Origin of the sequence: Aureimonas sp. SA4125, from assembly GCF_019973775.1 — a bacterium.
GTDB lineage: Bacteria > Pseudomonadota > Alphaproteobacteria > Rhizobiales > Rhizobiaceae > Plantimonas.
In genome coordinates, this window is record NZ_AP025032.1 from 1,161,253 (window position 1) to 1,178,052 (window position 16,800).

The window sequence follows — 16,800 nt, forward strand, 5'->3', positions numbered from 1 at the left end:
TAGGCTGAGACTCGCGCGATGAGATCCCTTCGCCCTTCCAGCCGCTCGTCATGCAAGGATCGTTCATGTTTCGCCAAGTTTTGAAAATCTGGCGCCCGATGATGGGAACCGCCGCGCCGGCGGTCGCTTTTCTTGCCCTCTTGTCGCCGCTGGCGGCGACGGAGGCGAAGGCCGATTTCCGCGTCTGCAACGGCACGCAGGAACTCGTCGGCGTTGCCATCGGCTATCGCGCCGAGGCCGGCTGGACGACCGAGGGCTGGTGGCGCATCCCGGCCACGTCCTGCAAGGTGATCATCGAGGGCACCTTGTCGTCGCGCTACTACTACCTCTACGCCGAGGATGCCGAGGGCAAGGGACGCTGGGCCGGGTCGGTCAATCTCTGCATCGCCGAAAACGAGTTCAAGATCACCGACGTGAAGGATTGTTTCGCGCGCGGCTATCAAAAGATGGGCTTCCGAGAGTATGACACGGGCGAACAGGGGAGCTGGATGGTTCAACTGACCGAAACGCCACGCGGGGGAACAGCAACGCCATGAGACGCAATCGCCGAGTTAAGATCCTTGCGACCCTCGGGCCGGCCTCCTCCGAGGAGGCGATGATCCGCAAGCTTCACGAGGCGGGCGCCGACGTCTTCCGCATCAATATGAGCCATACCGACCACGACACCATGCGCGAGCTGGTCCGCCGTATCCGCTCGGTCGAACTTGCTGTCGGCCGTCCGATCGGCATTCTCGCCGATCTGCAGGGGCCGAAACTGCGCGTCGGCAAATTCAAGGGCGGGACCGTGACGCTGGCGCTCGGCCAGCATTTCACCCTCGACGACAATCCCGAGGAAGGCGACGAGACGCGCGTCTTCCTGCCCCATCCGGAAATCCTGGAGGCCGTGCAGGTCGGTCACCGTCTCTTGATCGACGATGGCCGGTTGCAGCTTCTGGTGCTGGAGACCGACAACAAGCACATCCGTTGCAAGGTCGTCGCCGGCGACAAGATTTCCAACCGCAAGGGCGTCAGCCTTCCCGACACCCTCCTGTCGAGCGGCGCGCTGACGGAAAAGGATCGCAAGGATCTCGACGCGGTTCTCGCCGTCGGTGACGTCGACTGGGTCGCGCTCTCCTTCATCCAGCGTCCCGAGGATCTCGCCGAGGCCCGCAAGATCTCGCGGGGCCGCGTCGCGCTCATGTCGAAGATCGAGAAGCCGCAAGCCGTCGAACGGCTCGACGAGATCATCGAACTCTCGGACGCCATCATGGTGGCGCGCGGCGATCTCGGCGTCGAGCTGCCGCTGGAAATGGTGCCGTCGATCCAGAAGCGCATCACCCGCGCCGCCCGCAAGGCAGGCAAGCCGGTGGTCGTTGCCACGCAGATGCTGGAATCAATGATCACCGCGCCGGTGCCGACCCGCGCCGAAGTGTCGGACGTCTCGGTCGCCGTCTACGAAGGCGCCGACGCCATCATGCTCTCGGCCGAATCGGCGGCGGGCAACTATCCGGTCGAGGCGGTGGCGACGATGAACCGGATCGCCGAGCAGATCGAGCAGGATCCGCTCTATTCCGGCATCATCCTGGCTCAGCGCTCCGAGCCGGAAGCAACCGGTGCCGATGCCGTGTCGCTGGCGGCGCGGCAGATGGCCGAGACGCTGCACGTCGCGGTCATCGTCACCTATACCGCGACGGGCACGACGGGACTGCGCACCGCCCGCGAGCGGCCGATGACGCCCATCCTCGCGCTCTCGCCGGTGCTCTCCACCGCCCGCCGCCTGTCGCTCTGCTGGGGCCTGCACTGCGTCGTCACCGAGGACGCCTACGAACTGGACGCGATGATCGACACGGCCTGCCGTATCGCCGTCGAGGAAGGCTATGCCCGTGCCGGCGAGCGGGTGATCATCACCGCCGGCGTGCCGCTGCGCATTCCGGGCTCCACCAACATGCTGCGCATCGCGCATATCGGGTCGGACGGCCTTTCGGCGGTCTGATCGACGCGGATCGAGAGGGAGACGGCACGCTTCATGGCACGGTGCCGGCTCCTACTGCCTGGGCTGCGGCCCGCTTCAGCCGGCTGCCTGGCTTTCGCTTGCAAGGAGCGGTGGGCTCAGATGCGCTGCCCAGCGAGTTCCTCCGAGAGCCGGCCGACGGCATCCTGGGCGCCTTTCAGCGTCGGATAGATCTCGAGCACCCTGACATAGGCCTCCAGAGCCTGAGCCTTGCGGTCGGTCGCCTCGAGAATGGCGCCAAGCCCCATCAGCGCGCCGAAATGACGGGGTTCGAGCTGCAGCGTCCGCTCGATGTCGGCCAGCGACTTGCCGTAATCGCTGGCGATGTAGTTGAGGGTGGCACGCCGGTTCCACGCCTCGGCAAAATCCGGCTTCATCAAGATGGCCTGATCGAGGAAGTCGAAGGCGGCGCCATTGCGCTTGTCCGTCACCGCTTCGCCGGCCCAGATCAGCATCAGGTCGGCGGTCGCGCTGCCGCTGGCGGCCCATTCCGCCTGGATCTTGTCGACCGTTCTGTCCGCGGTGGCGCTGGTCGACGCTCGCTTCAGATCGGCAAACAACGCGTCCAGTCGCTCGACCCGGCTTGCCGGATCCTTGTCGGGCAACGGGCTGGACGATTCGGCCGAGGGGGCGGGGGAGGGCCTGGCTGCAGGCGGTGTCGGCCGTGGCGCGGGGCCTGGCGGCGCGTCGACGCCCGGCAGTTGTGCTGCCGAAGGTGGCCTCTCCGTGATCGCCGGATCGACGCCCTGCGCGGCAGCGGCAAAGGACAGACAGATGAAGGTCAGACAATAGAAAGGGCGCATGCGGAAGAACATATCCTCGCGCAGCGCGCCGTCAATGCAAAATTTCTGCAATCGCCCGTGATCGCCGCGTCGCCCCTGGCGACCCGGCGACGAGCCTCAGCCCTGACGGGCCTTGAAGCGCGGCGCGACCTTGTTGATGATGTAGACGCGACCCTTGCGACGAACCAGGCGGTTGGCGCGGTGGCGACCCTTCAGGGACTTCAGCGAGTTCTTGATCTTCATCGTCTTACCGTCGGTCGGTGTGCGGGGAGCGACCGGGTTTCCCCTGGCGGGCGCTCAATGAAAAGCGCGCTGTTGCCAGCGCGCCGTGGTTGGTTTGGGGAGTAGCCGCGTGTCACCGGATTGTCAACGAAGGACTGGTCCCCACGGCGTCTGAGGGCGCCTAATTCCGGTGATTGAGGCTGCCGAGCGGATGGACGCGGGTCAGGTGCCCCATCTTGCGCCCCTGCCGTGCCTCGCCCTTGCCGTAGACGTGCAGGAGCAGGTTCGGCTCGGCGGCGAGCGCGAGCGCGTCGGCGATCTCGCTGCCGACGAGATTGTCCATCACCGCGTCGAAGTGGCGGGCGGTCGCCCCGAGCGGCAGTCCGGCGACGGCGCGGATGTGCTGCTCGAACTGCGAGATCAGGCAGGCCGCCTCCGTCCAGTGCCCCGAATTGTGGACGCGCGGCGCGATCTCGTTGACGACGAGATCCCCGCCGCTGACGAAGAACTCGACGCCGATGACGCCGACATAGCCGAGCCGTTCGAGGATGGTGGCGGCGATCGCCTGAGCGGCGCGCGCGGTCTCCGGCGCGATGCGGCCGGGCACGGTGGAGCGTTTGAGAATGCCGAGCGAATGGACGTTCTCGGCCGGGTCGTAGGCGGTCACGGTGCCGTCCTGGCCGCGCGCCGCGATGACCGAGAGCTCGAAGTCGAACGCCACCTTGCGCTCGAGAATCGCCGGCACGCCGCCGAGACTGGCGAAGAGGTCGCCATGCGGGCTCTTCCTTCGGACCGTCGCCTGTCCCTTGCCGTCGTAGCCGAGGCGCCGGGTTTTCAGGATGCAGTCGCCGTCGAACTCGATGAGCGCGTGGTCGAGCTCCTGAGCATCGTCGATCGCCCGCCATTCGGCCGTCGAAACCCCAATGCCGTTGAGAAAGGCCTTTTCGACGACCCTGTCCTGCGCGACCTCGAGTGCGTCGATCGGGGGGAAGACCGGCACGACGCCTGAGAGCGCCCGGATCGGCGCCACCGGGACGTTTTCGAACTCGTAGGTGGCAACGCTGCAGCGCTCGGCGAGGCGCTTGAGAGCGCTCACATCGTCATAGGCCGCGGCGATGACCTCGCTGGCGGCTTGCGCGGCGCAGCAGGCGGGATCCGGGTCGAGAACCACGGTGCGAAAGCCGAGCCGCGCCGCCGCAAGGGCCAGCATGCGGCCGAGCTGGCCGCCGCCGATGATGCCGATGGTGGCGCCGAGTTCCTCCCGCATCAGCCGATCTCCGCCGGTTCGTCGGCGACGGCGGCCGTCTGGGCCGCCCGCCATGCGTCGAGCCGTCCGGCAAGCGCCCGATCGCCGAGTGCCAGGACGCTGGCCGCCAGCAGCGCCGCGTTGATCGCGCCAGAACGGCCGATGGCAAGCGTGCCGACCGGAATGCCGGCGGGCATCTGGACGATCGACAGGAGGCTGTCCTGGCCGGACAGCGCCTTGGATTCGATCGGCACGCCGAAGACGGGCAGCGGCGTCAGCGCGGCCGTCATGCCCGGCAGATGCGCCGCTCCGCCGGCACCGGCGATGATGATCTTGAAGCCGTTGTCGCGCGCCGTCCTGGCGAACTCGAAAAGCCGTTCCGGCGTGCGGTGGGCCGAGACGATGCGGGTGGAAAAAGAAATGCCGAGCGCTTCCAGCGTGTCGGCCGCATGCTTCATCGTCGGCCAGTCCGACTGGCTGCCCATGATCACGGCGACGTCGGCGAGGGCCGCCGTCACGCGCTGATGTCCGGAATGATCTGGTCTTCGACGTCCTGCAGGCGATCCTTCACGGCGAGCTTCTTCTTCTTCATCCGCTGGATCTGCAGGCGGTCGCAGCCGAGAATTTCCATGGCATTGATGGCCGCGTCGAAGTCGGCGTGCTCCTGTCGCAGGCGCGATGCCTGCAGCCGCAATGCCGCCTGTTCCTGATCCCCCATCGAAGGTCCCTTCGGTGCCTCTGTCGGTTCCGCGCTGGCGCCCCGACATTCCACGCTGTCTCGTCGACGTTCGATTAACAGCCCTCACGCTTTTGCGAAACAGGAAGCTTGCGCTGGTTCGACACTGCGAATGTTTTATGACAGAATCGCCGCTTCGGGACGCGATCCCGCGAGGGAAACGGGCCGAGACGGAAGCGAATCGAAAGGAGCGACTATGTCATTGCACGTGCATATTGCGACGTTGGAAAACCGACATTCTGCCCTCGAAAGCGAAATCGCCGCGGCGAAGACCAAGCCTGCGATGGATGACGCACAGATTCGCGAACTCAAGCGACGTAAACTGCAGCTGAAAGACGAGTTGGAGCGCCTGCGAAACAGCTGACCGCTGCTTTGCAGCCCGGACGCGGCTCCTGCCGCGCCCGGGATCGATAGGGCCGCCGCCGCCGCGCTTGACGCGAACCTGGCCGCCGCCGTCACGCCACGCAATCCCAAGACATCGCCCGCCTTTGATCCATCCGCGACCGGGCGATGGCTGCCACCCTGCATGCCGACGGGGTCGCTCGATTTTTGCGTGATGGCCCCGACCTTCATCGCGATTCGGCAATAATTTTCATCACGCTGGCCGCACAATCGCGCGATAAGGAAAGCTGGCTATCGTCGATGCCTGCCGGACATTTCGCCGTGTCGCCGGACGGATCTACGGCGCGGCCAGAGAGATGACGGCGTCGTAGACGAGCTTCAGGCCGACCGGAATGAGCAGCGCGTAGCTGATGAGATAAAAGCGCTCGGGCTTCGTGCGGCGGACGAGCCAGACGCCTGCGAGCGTGGCCAGGGGCGCCAGGGGCAGAAGGATCGCCGAGGTCGTCAGGTTGGCGGCGGAGAACTGGCCGAGCAGGAAGTAGGGAACGAGCTTCACGGCGTTCGTCACGGCAAAGAAGATCACGGTCGTGCCGGCATACACCGCCGGGACGAGCCGGAGCGGCATGACGTAGACCTGGAACGGTGGTCCGCCGGCATGGGTGGCGAAACTGGTGAAGCCCGAGACGACGCCCCAGAAGATGCCGCTCAGCCGGCCGGGCTTGCGCGCCTGCGTAAGGTGGCGGGCAAAGACGAACCAGTTCAGGCCGAAGGCGAGGCACAAGATCCCGATGAGAAGACGGGTGCCGTCGGCGGAGACCATCGTTGCCGTAAAGAAGCCGAGACCGACGCCGACGACCGAGGCCGGCAGGATCAGCCAGAGCACCCTCCTGTCGAAGCTGCCCCGCCAGGCCATGAGCCCGACGACATCCATGACGATGAGGATTGGCAGCATGATCCCGGCCGCCGTGACCGGCGAGATCGCCAGCGCCATCATCGGTACGCCGAGCAACGAGATCGAGCCGCCGAAACCGCCCTTGGAGAGCCCGACCAGAATGACGGCCGGCACGGCCAGGAGATAGAAGACGGGATCGGAAATCATGTGATGCGCAATCGGGGAGGGCGGCAGGGGATGCCGCGTTCTGGATTTCGCGATAGCCCTTGGCGCCATCGGCAGCAAGCACCGGGAGCCCGTGCGGGGCAGATCCGGAAGGGCAGAAACCCTGAAACCGGCCGTGTCCCGATCGGGAGACGTGATGCTTTGCACCCGTGCCTGCTTCCGGCCTATGATGGGGCGCGGTGCCGCGGCCGGGAAACTGGCCGCCGTCGCCTCCCACCCCATCATCGACCGGTCATGTCCATGCGCGCAGATTTCATTCGTCCCCGTCTCGTCCTCGTGACCACGCCGCTTCCCGACGGGGAGGCCGGCGTCGAGGCCCTGCGCGCGGCGCTGGGCGCCGGCGACGTCGCCTCCGTCATCCTCGCGGCGGCGGGGCGTGGCGCCGATGCCTTCCAGGATTTCGCCGAGCCGCTGGTGCCGATGATCCAGGACTATGGCGCCGCCGCCATCATCGCCGACGATACGCGCTGCGCCGGCCGTGTCAGGGCCGATGGGCTGCATGTCTCGGGCGGCGACGTCGAGACGTTGACGGAGACCATGGCGCGCTTTTCGCCCAAGCTCATCGTCGGCGCCTCCGGCTTCACGCTGCGCCACGAGGCGCTGGAGGCCGGCGAGCGCATGCCGGACTATCTCTTCTTCGGGCGCCTCGGCGGCGACGACGTGGATCTGGCGGACGCCGACGCGCTCGAAATGGCCGAATGGTGGGCCGAGATCGTCGAGATCCCCTGTATCGTCATGGGGGGGCGCGACATCGAATCGACGCGGCAGGCCGCCGAAACCGGCGCCGAATTCGTCGCGCTGTCGGCCGCCGTGCTGCAGGATCCGGGAACCGCTGCGGCGATGGTCGTGCGCGCCAACGCCATCATCGACGCCGTCGCAGAAAGCGTCGCGGCATGACCAGGGCGCGCTTTGGCATTGCCCTTGCCGTCACCGGCTGGGCCTTCCTCGCGGCCAGCCCCGCGTCGGCCCAGACGTCGGAGGCGCCGGTTCCCACGGCGAACCCGTCGGCCGCCGCCGCTCCCGCTGCAACGCCTGACACGGCGGCGCCTACCCCGGCCGGGACCAATCTGGCCTACGGTGCCTATCAGCGCGGGCTTTACCTGACGTCGCGGCGGCTTGCCGAACCGCTTGCCAATCTCGGCGATCCCGCCGCGCAGACGCTTCTGGGCGAGATCTATTCGCGCGGCCTCGGCGTGCCGCGGGACGAGAAGGCGGCAGCGCGCTGGTACGAGGCGGCGGCCCATTCGGGCAGTGCCGAAGGGCAATTCCGCTTTGCGCTGCTGCTTCTCGACGGCAAGAGCGTGCCGCAGGACCTCGCCAAGGCCCAGGACCTGATGAAGGCCGCCGCCGATGCCGGCATTCCGCTCGCGCAGTACAATTACGGCCAGATGCTGATCCAGGCCTCGCCGACATCCGGCTTCGCCGCCGCGCGGCCCTATTTCGAGAAGTCGGCCAAGGCCGGCATTGCCGACGCGCAGTACGCCATGGCGCAGATCCACATCTATGGCCGGGGCATGGCGGCGCCGGACCTCGATACCGCCCGGTCGTGGCTGCTGGCGGCCGCGATCAACGGCCAGGACACCGCCCAGATCGAGCTCGGCATCTGGCTGATCAACGGCAAGGGCGGACCGGCCAACCCCGCCGAGGGCGCCGGCTGGCTGCGCCGCGCGGCCGCCCACGGCAATCCGATCGCCATGAACCGTCTCGCCCATCTCTACAAGGACGGGATCGGCGTGGCGGCCGACAAGGCGGAGGCGGCGAAATGGTCTGTTCTCGCCAAGCGCGCCAACAACACCGACGCCGCGCTCGACACGTTTTTCCGCAATCTCGACGAGGCGATGCAGCGCGGCGCGCTCGATGCCGCCAACCGGTTCCGGGCGAGTTGAGCGGCCCGACGGCCGGGCGCGGACTTGAACGACCCGGATTTTTATGGTCTTCAGCCGCGAAGGCCCGGCAGGCCGCCATCATTCGAGTGCAAAGATGAAGATCAACGGCAACGAAATCCGTCCCGGCGACGTGGTCGAGCATGCCGGCGGCCTCTGGGCGGCCGTCCGGACCGCGCATGTGAAGCCGGGCAAGGGCGGCGCCTTCAACCAGGTCGAGCTGAAGAACCTCATCGACGGCACGAAGCTCAACGAGCGCTTTCGGGCCGCCGAGACGGTCGAGCGCATTCGCCTGGAGATGAAGGACTTCACCTTTCTCTATGCCGAGGGCGAGTCCCTCGTCTTCATGGACATCGAGAGCTACGAGCAGCTCGAGCTGCAGAAGGATTTCGTCGGCGACCGTGCCGCCTTCCTGCAGGACGGCATGAAGGTCACGGTGAAGATGCACGAGGAGCGCGCGATCGGCATCGCGCTGCCCGACCAGGTGACGCTGCTGATCACCGAGGCCGATCCGGTGGTCAAGGGTCAGTCGGCGAGTTCTTCCTACAAGCCGGCTGTGATGGAGAACGGCATCCGCGTGATGGTCCCGCCCTTCATCGATGCCGGCGAGCGGATCGTCGTCGACACCAACGAGATCACCTACGTCCGGCGCGCCGACTGAGGCGCCGGGGCACCGCGGGTCTGCGGTTGCCAGGCCCTGACAGGTGACGCTTCGAGGTGGCCCGCTCGCTGCGGTGCCGCCTTTCGGGATTTGTCTGGGCGGTCCGCGTGACGCGGTGCCGCCCTTGAAGATTTGAAGGTACGACCATGGCCCGTTCGCCGCTTCTCAACGTGATGACGCAGACCGCGATGAAGGCGGGCCGCTCGCTGACGCGCGATTTCGGCGAGGTGCAGAACCTTCAGGTCTCGATGAAGGGCCCGGCCGACTTCGTCTCCAACGCCGACCGCAATGCCGAGGAGATCGTCTTCCAGGAACTGTCGCGCGTCCGGCCCGACTGGGGCTTCCTGATGGAGGAGCGCGGCGCCATCGAGGGCAAGGACAGCCAGCACCGCTGGATCGTCGATCCGCTCGACGGCACCACCAACTTCCTGCACGGCGTCCCGATGTTCGCCGTCTCGATCGCGCTCGAGCGCGACGGCGAGATCGTCGCCGGCGTCGTCTTCAATCCCGCGAGCGACGAGCTCTATTCGGCCGAGAAGGGCGGCGGCGCCTTCCTCAACGATCGCCGCATCCGCGTCGCGGCCCGCCAGAAGCTGCCCGAGGCGCTGATCGGCGCCGGCGCGCCCTTCCTCGGCAAGGGCGACCACGCCCGCTTCCTGTACGAGATGCGCCACATGATGGCCGAGACCGCCGGCATCCGCCGCATGGGCGCGGCCTCGCTCGACCTCGCCTATGTCGCCGCGGGGCGCTTCGACGGATTCTGGGAGCGCGGCCTGTCGCCCTGGGACGTCGCGGCCGGCGCGATCCTCATCCGCGAGGCCGGCGGCTTCGTCACCGGCATCGACGGCGCGAAGTTCGACCATGTCTCGGGCGAGGTCGCCTGCGGCAACGAATACATGCACAAAGCCTTGGTGGCGCAGCTGAAGATCGCCGACACCGCCTATCGCGGCACGCGCACCTGACATAACCTGCGCAAGACTGAGACATTCGGTCCGCTGCTGGTTCGACGCAGTCGGGCCGACGCTAAGCTGAACATGCGACGTTTCCCATTGCGGCAATGTCCGCTAGGCTGCGGCCCAGGCGCCAGAGCCCTCTCAGGATAGTCGGAAGCGGAATGCAGGTCTTCAGTTCTCCCAAGGACACCACGCCGCAGACAGAAGGGATCGGTTCGGAGAACCTCGCCAGTCCCATGGTCTTCCTGTGGTCGATGCTGGTCTTCCTGGCGCTGGTCGGCTTCGTCGCGGCGATCCTGTCGCGCCAGGTCCAGGCGGCCTTCGTCACCAATCCCGGACTGAACGGGCTGATTCTCGGCGTTCTCGCCATCGGCATCCTGCTCTCGCTGATGCAGGTGATCCGGCTGGCGCGTGAAGTTCGCTGGGTGAACGCCTATCGCGACGGCTCGAGCGAGTTCGAGACGATGCCCTCGCCGGTGCTCCTCGCGCCGATGCGGGCGATGATCGGCCGCCGCCGCCAGCTTGCCCTCACCACCCAGTCGATGACGGCGGTGCTGGATTCGGTCGCCACGCGTCTCGACGAGACGCGGGACATCGCCCGCTACCTCATCGGCCTCCTCGTCTTCCTCGGCCTCCTCGGCACCTTCTGGGGCCTCCTCGGGACCATCGGCTCGATCGGCAACACCATCCAGACGCTGGACCCGGGCGGCGGCGACGCGGCGAGCGTCCTCGATTCGCTGAAAGCGGGCCTTGCCGCCCCTCTCCAGGGCATGGGCACCGCCTTCTCGTCCTCGCTCTTCGGCCTGTCCGGCTCGCTGGTCCTCGGTTTCCTCGATCTGCAGGTCGGCCGGGCACAGAACCGTTTCTACACCGAGTTCGAGAACTGGCTGTCGTCGGTGACAGATGTCGGCGCCGACATGCTGCTGCCGCCGTCCACGGGCTCGACGCTGATCGGCACCGGCGGCGAAGAGATCCGGCTTCTTTCGGACAAGCTCAACAAGCTGGTGCAGGACCAGACGGCGAGCCCGCGCACCACCGCGGCGATGGCAAGCCTTGCGGAAAGCATCCAGGGCCTCGTCCAGCACATGCGCTCCGAGCAGCAGATGCTGCGCGACTTCGTCGAGACTCAGGCCGGTGAGCAGCGCGAACTGCGCAACGTGCTCGACCGGCTGTCGAAGGCGATCGGAACCGGACGGGACGGGAAGTAGCCATGGCACTGTCGCGGGGCCGCCGGACGCAGCGCACGGTCGATTACTGGCCGGGCTTCGTCGACGCGCTGTCGACGCTGCTTCTGGCCATCATGTTCCTGCTGTCGGTCTTCGTCCTGGCGCAGTTCCTTCTCAGCCGCGAGATCTCCGGGCGCGACACCGTTCTCGACCGGCTGAACTCGCAGATCAACGAGCTGACGCAGCTCCTCTCGCTGGAGCGCACCACGGGCCAGGATTTCCAGGACCAGATCGCGTCCCTGCAGGCTTCGCTGCAATCTTCCGAGACCGAGCGGTCGCGCTTGCAGCAGACGCTGGCCGAGGGCGGGGGCGCTGCGGCCGAGGCCAATGCGCGGGCCGGCGGCCTCGAGACGGCGCTGTCCGACCAGCGACAGATCTCGCAGCGCGCGGTGGCGCAGGTCGAACTCCTGAACCAGCAGCTGACGGCCCTGCGCCAGCAGATCGCGGCGCTCGAGACCGCGCTCGACGCGTCGGAGAATCGCGACAGGGAGAGTCAGACCCGCATCGCCGATCTCGGCAGCCGCCTCAACGTGGCGCTCGCCCAGCGCGTCCAGGAACTGTCGCGCTATCGCTCGGACTTCTTTGGACGTCTGCGGGAGATCCTGTCCGACCGTGAGAACATCCGCATCGTCGGCGACCGATTCGTCTTCCAGTCCGAGGTCCTCTTTCCGTCCGGATCGGACGTGCTGCAGGCTGCGGGCGAGACCGAGATGAAAAAGCTTGCCGAGGCCATCATCGAGCTCGCGCGCGAAATTCCCTCGGACATCAACTGGATCATTCGCGTCGACGGCCATACCGACAACATCCCGCTCAGTGGCACGGGCCGGTTTGCCGACAACTGGCAGCTCTCGACAAGTCGCGCCGCCTCGGTCGTGAAGTATCTGGTCAGCCAGGGCGCCCCCGCCAACCGCATGGCGGCCGCCGGGTTCGGCGAATTCCAGCCGATCGACGCGGAGAACACGCAGCAAGCGCGGGACCGGAACCGCCGCATCGAGCTGAAGCTGACCGAGCGCTGATCGGCTGCCGCTTTGCTGTCGCCGCCGGCGACACAAGGGGTGCCGCGCGCGGGCCGCGAGCGGGCGCGAAGAAGCTGGGCGGCCTATTCCGCCGCGCGCATCAAGTCGCTTGTCTCGAATTGCAGGCGGGCCAGCCGGGCGTAGAGGCCACCCGCGGCGATCAGTGACCGGTGCGTTCCCTCCTCGACGATCCGTCCGCCATCGATCACGAGGATTCTGTCGGCCTTGAGGACGGTCGCGAGGCGATGGGCGATGACGAGTGTCGTGCGCCCGACCATCAGCCGGTCCAGCGCCTTCTGCACCAGCCCCTCGCTTTCCGCATCGAGCGCCGAGGTCGCCTCGTCGAGCAGAAGAATCGGCGCGTCGCGCAGGATCGCCCGGGCAATGGCGATGCGCTGGCGCTGGCCGCCCGACAGGGTGACCCCGCGCTCGCCGATCTGGCTGTCGAAGCCATCGGACATCTGGCCGATGAAGTCCTCGGCGAGAGCGTCCCGGGCCGCCAGCCGGATCGCCTCGATATCGGCCGAAGCCTCGCCGAAGGAGATGTTTTCGGCGACGGAGGCGGCGAAGACGGTGACATCCTGCGGCACGAGGGCGATGCGCGAGCGCAGGGCCTCGAGATCCACCTTGGCGATGTCGACGCCGTCGACGAGGATGCGGCCCTCGGTCGGATCGTAGAATCGCTCGATCAGCCCGAAGATGGTCGACTTGCCGGCACCGGACGGCCCGACGATCGCGACCGTCTCGCCCGGCCGGATGTCGAAGGACAGATCGTGCACCGTCGAGCGCTCGCTCTGTGTCGGATAGGCAAAGGTCACCTTCTCGAAGCGGACGGCGCCTTGCGCCGGGCGCGGCAGCAGGAGCGGCGTGACGGGGGAAGCGACCGCCGACTGTTCCGCCAGGAGCTCGCCGAGACGCTCGGCCGCGCCTGCAGCCTGCGACAGCTCGCCCCAGACCTCGGACAGCGAGCCGAGGGATCCGGCGGCGAACACCGCATACAGGAGAAACTGGCCGAGCGTGCCGCCGGTCATCGTCCCGTCGATGACGCGCTGGGCGCCGACCCAGAGCACGGCGACGATGGAAGCGGTGATCAGGAAGATGGCAAGGGCCGTCAGAAAGGACCGCGCCACCACCGAGGAGCGTGCCGCGTTGAAGGCGCTGTCGACCGCCGTACCGAAGCGGCGCGTGGCCGTGTCCTCGCTGGTGAAGGCCTGGACGGTGCGTACCGCGCTGATCGCCTCGCCGGCATAGGCGCTCGCGGCCGCCAGCATATCCTGCGCGAGGCGCGACCGCCGCCGCACGGACCGCCCGAAGGCCACGAGCGGGATGACGATCAGGGGAATGGCGCCGATCACGATCGTCGACAGGCTGGGACTCGTCACCGCCATCATCGCCACGGCGCCGACGAAGAGAATGAGGTTGCGCAGCGCGACCGAGGCGGTGGCGCCGACGGTCGACTTGATCTGCGTCGTGTCGGCCGTCAGCCGCGAGACGATCTCGCCCGACTGGTTGCGATCGTAGAATCCGGGCGAAAGGCGCACGACATGACGGAAGACGTCCTTGCGCAGATCAGCCACGACGCGCTCGCCGAGGGTGATGACGAAGTAGTAGCGGCCGGCACTGGCGAGCGCGAGAACGACCGCCAGGATCATGAGCATGCCGAAATACGTATCGATGAAGCCGCTGTCGGCAGCCGTGAACCCCTTGTCGATGACGCGGCGCACGGCGACCGGCAAGGACAGGGTCGTGGCGGCGGCGAGCACCAGGAACGACAGGGCGCAGGCGATCAGCCGCTTCTGACGTGTGAGATAGGGCAGGAGCTGCACCAGCGGCTGGAGATTGCCGCGCCGTCGTGCGTCGCTCGACGGGCGTGATGGTTCAGTCGTCACATGCAACTCCTGCAGTCTGGCGGGCGCGGTGGCGAACGTCCGTCGGACGATCTCACCGAAGCGGAGGGCCGGCATCCCACGAGGGGTAAAAACCGGCGGCCCTTGTGCCGTGCTGGGGCCTGATGTATAGGCCCACCATCGAATTTGAAAGCGATCCCGCGGTTTCTGGCCGCTTTTGTCACACTGGGCGCGACGATCGCCGGGACGCACCGAAGCGCCGAAGGCGCATGGGCAACAGGACGGAAGACCGATGAGAGAGAAGATTCATCCCGAATACCACGCGATCACGGTCGTGATGACGAACGGCACCGAGTACATGACCCGCTCGACCTGGGGCAAGGAAGGCGACCGGATGAACCTCGACATCGACCCGACCAGCCACCCTGCCTGGACCGGCGGCAACCAGCAGCTGATGGACCGTGGCGGCCGTGTCTCGCGCTTCAAGAAGCGGTACGAAGGCCTCGGCATCTGATTGCCAGCGTCCTTTTCGACATGAAGAAGCCCGGCGTCTCGTCGGGCTTTTTCATGTCTGCTGCATGCGGGTAGAAACGACGCCCCTCGCCCCTTGAATGCGGTGCGCTCGACGGTCGCGAGTCCCGTGCGGCGTTGGCGCGATAGCGATGGGCGGTCCTGCAGTTCGTCATGCCGCCGGCACGCCCGACACGGGGCCGGGCGCTATCCGATCGATCTTTGGATCGAAAGTGGGGTCAGCGGTCGCCCATCTCCGGCGCCGAGATCTGCAACGGCGAGATTGGCAGCGTGTCGCGCAAGGGCCGGCTGTATTCCGGGACGATGTGGCGCAACAATTCCACCGCTCGCTCCGCGTCGCCGTTCGCCGTGGCCACCGCGATCGCATCGAGATTGCGCCGCAGGAGTGCTGGATCGCTGACACGGGTCCGGGCCACCAGCAGTCCGGCCTTGCCGGTATCTTCGACGGCCTCGCCCGAACTGAAGAGTTCCTCGTAGAGCTTCTCGCCCTTGCGCAGGCCGACATACTCGATCTTGATGTCGACATGGGGCTGCAGCCCGGCCAACTGGATCAGTCGTTCGGCAAGTTCGGTGATGCGGATAGGCTCGCCCATGTCGAGAACGAAGATCTGCCCCTCGGCGGAACGATCCGAGACGCCATGACCCGCCGCGTGCAGAATGAGGCGGGAGGCTTCGGGGATGGTCATGAAATAGCGGGTGATATTGGGATGGGTGACCGTCAGCGGGCCGCCACGCGCGATCTGTGCCTGGAACAGGGGCACGACGGACCCCGTCGATCCCAGCACATTGCCAAACCGCACGGTGAGGAACCGCGTGCCGGAACGCGACAGATCGAGCGACTGGCAGTAGGCCTCCGCGGCGCGCTTCGTCGCGCCCATGATGTTCGTCGGACTGACGGCCTTGTCCGTCGACACCATGACCATGGCGACGGCCCCGACGTGAAGGGCCGCGTCGGCGACGTTGCGCGTGCCGATGAGGTTGGTCTCGATGCCCTCGAGCGGGTTTTCCTCGACGATCGGGACGTGCTTCAGCGCCGCTGCGTGGAAGATCACGTCGGGCTGGTAGCGTTCGAAGACCCGGCGCAAGCGATCGTTCTGCCGAACGTCGACGATTCGCGAGACCGTGGTGATGGACGGGGCGCATTCGGCGATCTGGCGCGTGATCGAGTAGAGGTTGAACTCGCTGTTGTCGATGAGGACCAGCGTTCTCGGCGCGAACTGGGCGATCTGGCGGACGAGCTCGCTGCCGATCGAGCCGCCGGCGCCGGTGACGAGAACGCATCTGTCGTTGATGAGCTTGGCCACATCGCGGATGTCGAGATTGATCTCTTTTCGTCCCAGAAGGTCGGCAAGCGACAGCGGCAGCGGCTCGATGGGAGCCCCGACGTCGACGGCACCGGTCTGCGCGATGTTGGGCAGGCGCTTGACCGAGATGCGCAAGGGGGCGGCGCGCTCGACAACCATCGCCAGATCCGCCGCAGACACATCGGACGCCGTCACGATGATCTGCGTGATCGGCGTCGCCGCCAGTACCGCCCGGTCGACGATCGTACCGAGGTCCCGCAGCGCGCCGAGGACGCTCGTCCCGTGCAACTGCCGCCGACGGTTCTTCGGCCGCTCGTCGATGATTCCGATGATGCGGTTGCGCAGGTGGCCGCGACGCTGGTTGCGGATGAAGAGGTCAGCCTGGTCGTTGAAGCCAAACAGGAGCACGTTGTCATAGTGGCCGCCGGCCGATTCCTCTCGGTCGTCGATGCGGAAGGTGCCTTTTTCCTTGTAGAGCCGATAGGCAAGGCGCGGTCCGCCGAGAGCGACGATCATCACGAACCATGCAATCACCATGGTCGACCGCGGCAGATACGCACCCCGGAACAGCAGGAAATTCCCGAGCAGGAAGATCACGCAGACGACCGTGACAGCCTTGACGATCGACAGCACGTCCAGCAGCGATGCGTAGCGCCAGGCGCCGCGGTTGAGGGAGAACAGGGGGAACAGCGCGGCGCTGAGGCAGGTGAAGGCAGCCGTCATCGCCCAGAGCTGCCACATCGTCAGCAACGGCTCGATGCCCCAGGCCAGGCCCAGAGCAAGCGTGAAGGAGAGGGCAACGGCGACGACGTCGTGAACGACACCCAGGGACCGCAGCGAGGTCCTTGGCACACGCGAAAGAAGCCGCAGCATTTGAACCAGCATCGGCTACCCTTACGTCAGAATCGGGCTTGCCCCACGGGGCCGTGAGCATGAATTCATAT

General features: G+C 66.8%; 18 protein-coding genes. 10 read left to right on the top strand and 8 right to left on the bottom strand.

Annotated elements, in window-relative coordinates; all coding sequences use genetic code 11:
• The first annotated feature begins 101 nt into the window (after window positions 1-101).
• Both Sa4125_RS05295 and pyk read left to right on the top strand, forming a co-directional pair.
• A complete protein-coding gene (locus Sa4125_RS05295; RefSeq protein WP_224007548.1) occupies window positions 102-536 on the top strand; it encodes a DUF1036 domain-containing protein in 435 nt (144 codons plus the stop codon).
• Window positions 533-1,972: a pyruvate kinase gene (gene pyk, locus Sa4125_RS05300; RefSeq protein WP_224004459.1), complete on the top strand. Its 1,440-nt coding sequence runs from the start codon at window positions 533-535 to the stop codon at window positions 1,970-1,972. The genes Sa4125_RS05295 and pyk overlap by 4 nt, the downstream gene beginning before the upstream one ends.
• Window positions 1,973-2,088: 116 nt before the next feature.
• On the opposite strand, the gene Sa4125_RS05305 is transcribed toward pyk, so the two are convergent.
• The 5 genes from Sa4125_RS05305 to Sa4125_RS05325 form a co-directional block, all read right to left on the bottom strand.
• On the bottom strand, window positions 2,089-2,793 hold the full coding sequence (locus Sa4125_RS05305) for a hypothetical protein (RefSeq protein ID WP_224004462.1): 705 nt from the start codon (window positions 2,791-2,793) through the stop codon (window positions 2,089-2,091).
• A 96-nt stretch (window positions 2,794-2,889) separates the two neighbouring features.
• A complete protein-coding gene (gene ykgO, locus Sa4125_RS05310; protein ID WP_224004466.1) occupies window positions 2,890-3,015 on the bottom strand; it encodes a type B 50S ribosomal protein L36 in 126 nt (41 codons plus the stop codon).
• 160 nt (window positions 3,016-3,175) lie between these two features.
• Window positions 3,176-4,261, bottom strand: coding sequence for a 5-(carboxyamino)imidazole ribonucleotide synthase (locus Sa4125_RS05315; protein ID WP_224004469.1), 1,086 nt, complete (start codon window positions 4,259-4,261; stop codon window positions 3,176-3,178).
• On the bottom strand, window positions 4,261-4,725 hold the full coding sequence (purE, locus tag Sa4125_RS05320; RefSeq protein ID WP_224007550.1) for a 5-(carboxyamino)imidazole ribonucleotide mutase: 465 nt from the start codon (window positions 4,723-4,725) through the stop codon (window positions 4,261-4,263). Before purE ends, Sa4125_RS05315 begins: the two co-directional genes overlap by 1 nt.
• A gap of 29 nt (window positions 4,726-4,754) precedes the next feature.
• Window positions 4,755-4,958 carry a YdcH family protein gene (locus tag Sa4125_RS05325; RefSeq protein WP_224004472.1) on the bottom strand — a complete coding sequence of 68 codons (204 nt, stop codon included), beginning with the start codon at window positions 4,956-4,958 and terminating at the stop codon, window positions 4,755-4,757.
• A gap of 214 nt (window positions 4,959-5,172) precedes the next feature.
• Here Sa4125_RS05325 and Sa4125_RS05330 point away from each other — a divergent pair, with 214 nt between their 5' ends.
• Complete coding sequence (locus Sa4125_RS05330; RefSeq protein WP_224004474.1) at window positions 5,173-5,340, top strand: DUF465 domain-containing protein; 168 nt, start codon at window positions 5,173-5,175, stop codon at window positions 5,338-5,340.
• A gap of 315 nt (window positions 5,341-5,655) precedes the next feature.
• On the opposite strand, the gene Sa4125_RS05335 is transcribed toward Sa4125_RS05330, so the two are convergent.
• On the bottom strand, window positions 5,656-6,417 hold the full coding sequence (locus tag Sa4125_RS05335) for a sulfite exporter TauE/SafE family protein (protein WP_224004477.1): 762 nt from the start codon (window positions 6,415-6,417) through the stop codon (window positions 5,656-5,658).
• Window positions 6,418-6,675: 258 nt separating this feature from the next.
• On the opposite strand from Sa4125_RS05335, the gene Sa4125_RS05340 reads away from it, so the two are divergent.
• From Sa4125_RS05340 to Sa4125_RS05365, 6 genes are all read left to right on the top strand, one after another.
• Window positions 6,676-7,332 (top strand): thiamine phosphate synthase, encoded by a 657-nt coding sequence (locus tag Sa4125_RS05340; protein WP_224004480.1) that lies wholly within the window; start codon window positions 6,676-6,678, stop codon window positions 7,330-7,332.
• Complete coding sequence (locus Sa4125_RS05345; RefSeq protein ID WP_224004483.1) at window positions 7,329-8,321, top strand: tetratricopeptide repeat protein; 993 nt, start codon at window positions 7,329-7,331, stop codon at window positions 8,319-8,321. Before Sa4125_RS05340 ends, Sa4125_RS05345 begins: the two co-directional genes overlap by 4 nt.
• 94 nt (window positions 8,322-8,415) lie before the next feature.
• The gene (gene efp / locus Sa4125_RS05350) at window positions 8,416-8,979 is read left to right on the top strand and encodes an elongation factor P (protein WP_224004486.1); all 564 of its coding nucleotides are present in this window, start codon (window positions 8,416-8,418) and stop codon (window positions 8,977-8,979) included.
• A 146-nt stretch (window positions 8,980-9,125) separates the two neighbouring features.
• Window positions 9,126-9,941, top strand: coding sequence for an inositol monophosphatase family protein (locus Sa4125_RS05355; protein ID WP_224004489.1), 816 nt, complete (start codon window positions 9,126-9,128; stop codon window positions 9,939-9,941).
• A 152-nt stretch (window positions 9,942-10,093) separates the two neighbouring features.
• Window positions 10,094-11,140, top strand: a complete 1,047-nt coding sequence (locus tag Sa4125_RS05360; RefSeq protein ID WP_345944314.1) for a flagellar motor protein MotA — start codon at window positions 10,094-10,096, stop codon at window positions 11,138-11,140.
• A 2-nt stretch (window positions 11,141-11,142) separates the two neighbouring features.
• Entirely contained in the window at window positions 11,143-12,174 is a 1,032-nt protein-coding gene (locus Sa4125_RS05365) for a peptidoglycan -binding protein (RefSeq protein ID WP_224004492.1), read from the top strand.
• 83 nt (window positions 12,175-12,257) lie between these two features.
• Here the strand turns inward: Sa4125_RS05365 and Sa4125_RS05370 are convergent, their stop codons facing one another.
• Window positions 12,258-14,063 carry an ABC transporter transmembrane domain-containing protein gene (locus Sa4125_RS05370; RefSeq protein WP_224004495.1) on the bottom strand — a complete coding sequence of 602 codons (1,806 nt, stop codon included), beginning with the start codon at window positions 14,061-14,063 and terminating at the stop codon, window positions 12,258-12,260.
• Window positions 14,064-14,313: 250 nt separating this feature from the next.
• On the opposite strand from Sa4125_RS05370, the gene rpmE reads away from it, so the two are divergent.
• Window positions 14,314-14,535 carry a 50S ribosomal protein L31 gene (gene rpmE / locus Sa4125_RS05375; protein WP_224004499.1) on the top strand — a complete coding sequence of 74 codons (222 nt, stop codon included), beginning with the start codon at window positions 14,314-14,316 and terminating at the stop codon, window positions 14,533-14,535.
• A gap of 235 nt (window positions 14,536-14,770) precedes the next feature.
• Here rpmE and Sa4125_RS05380 read toward each other — a convergent pair whose 3' ends face one another.
• Entirely contained in the window at window positions 14,771-16,741 is a 1,971-nt protein-coding gene (locus Sa4125_RS05380) for a nucleoside-diphosphate sugar epimerase/dehydratase (RefSeq protein ID WP_224004502.1), read from the bottom strand.
• Between the last annotated feature and the right edge of the window lie 59 nt (window positions 16,742-16,800).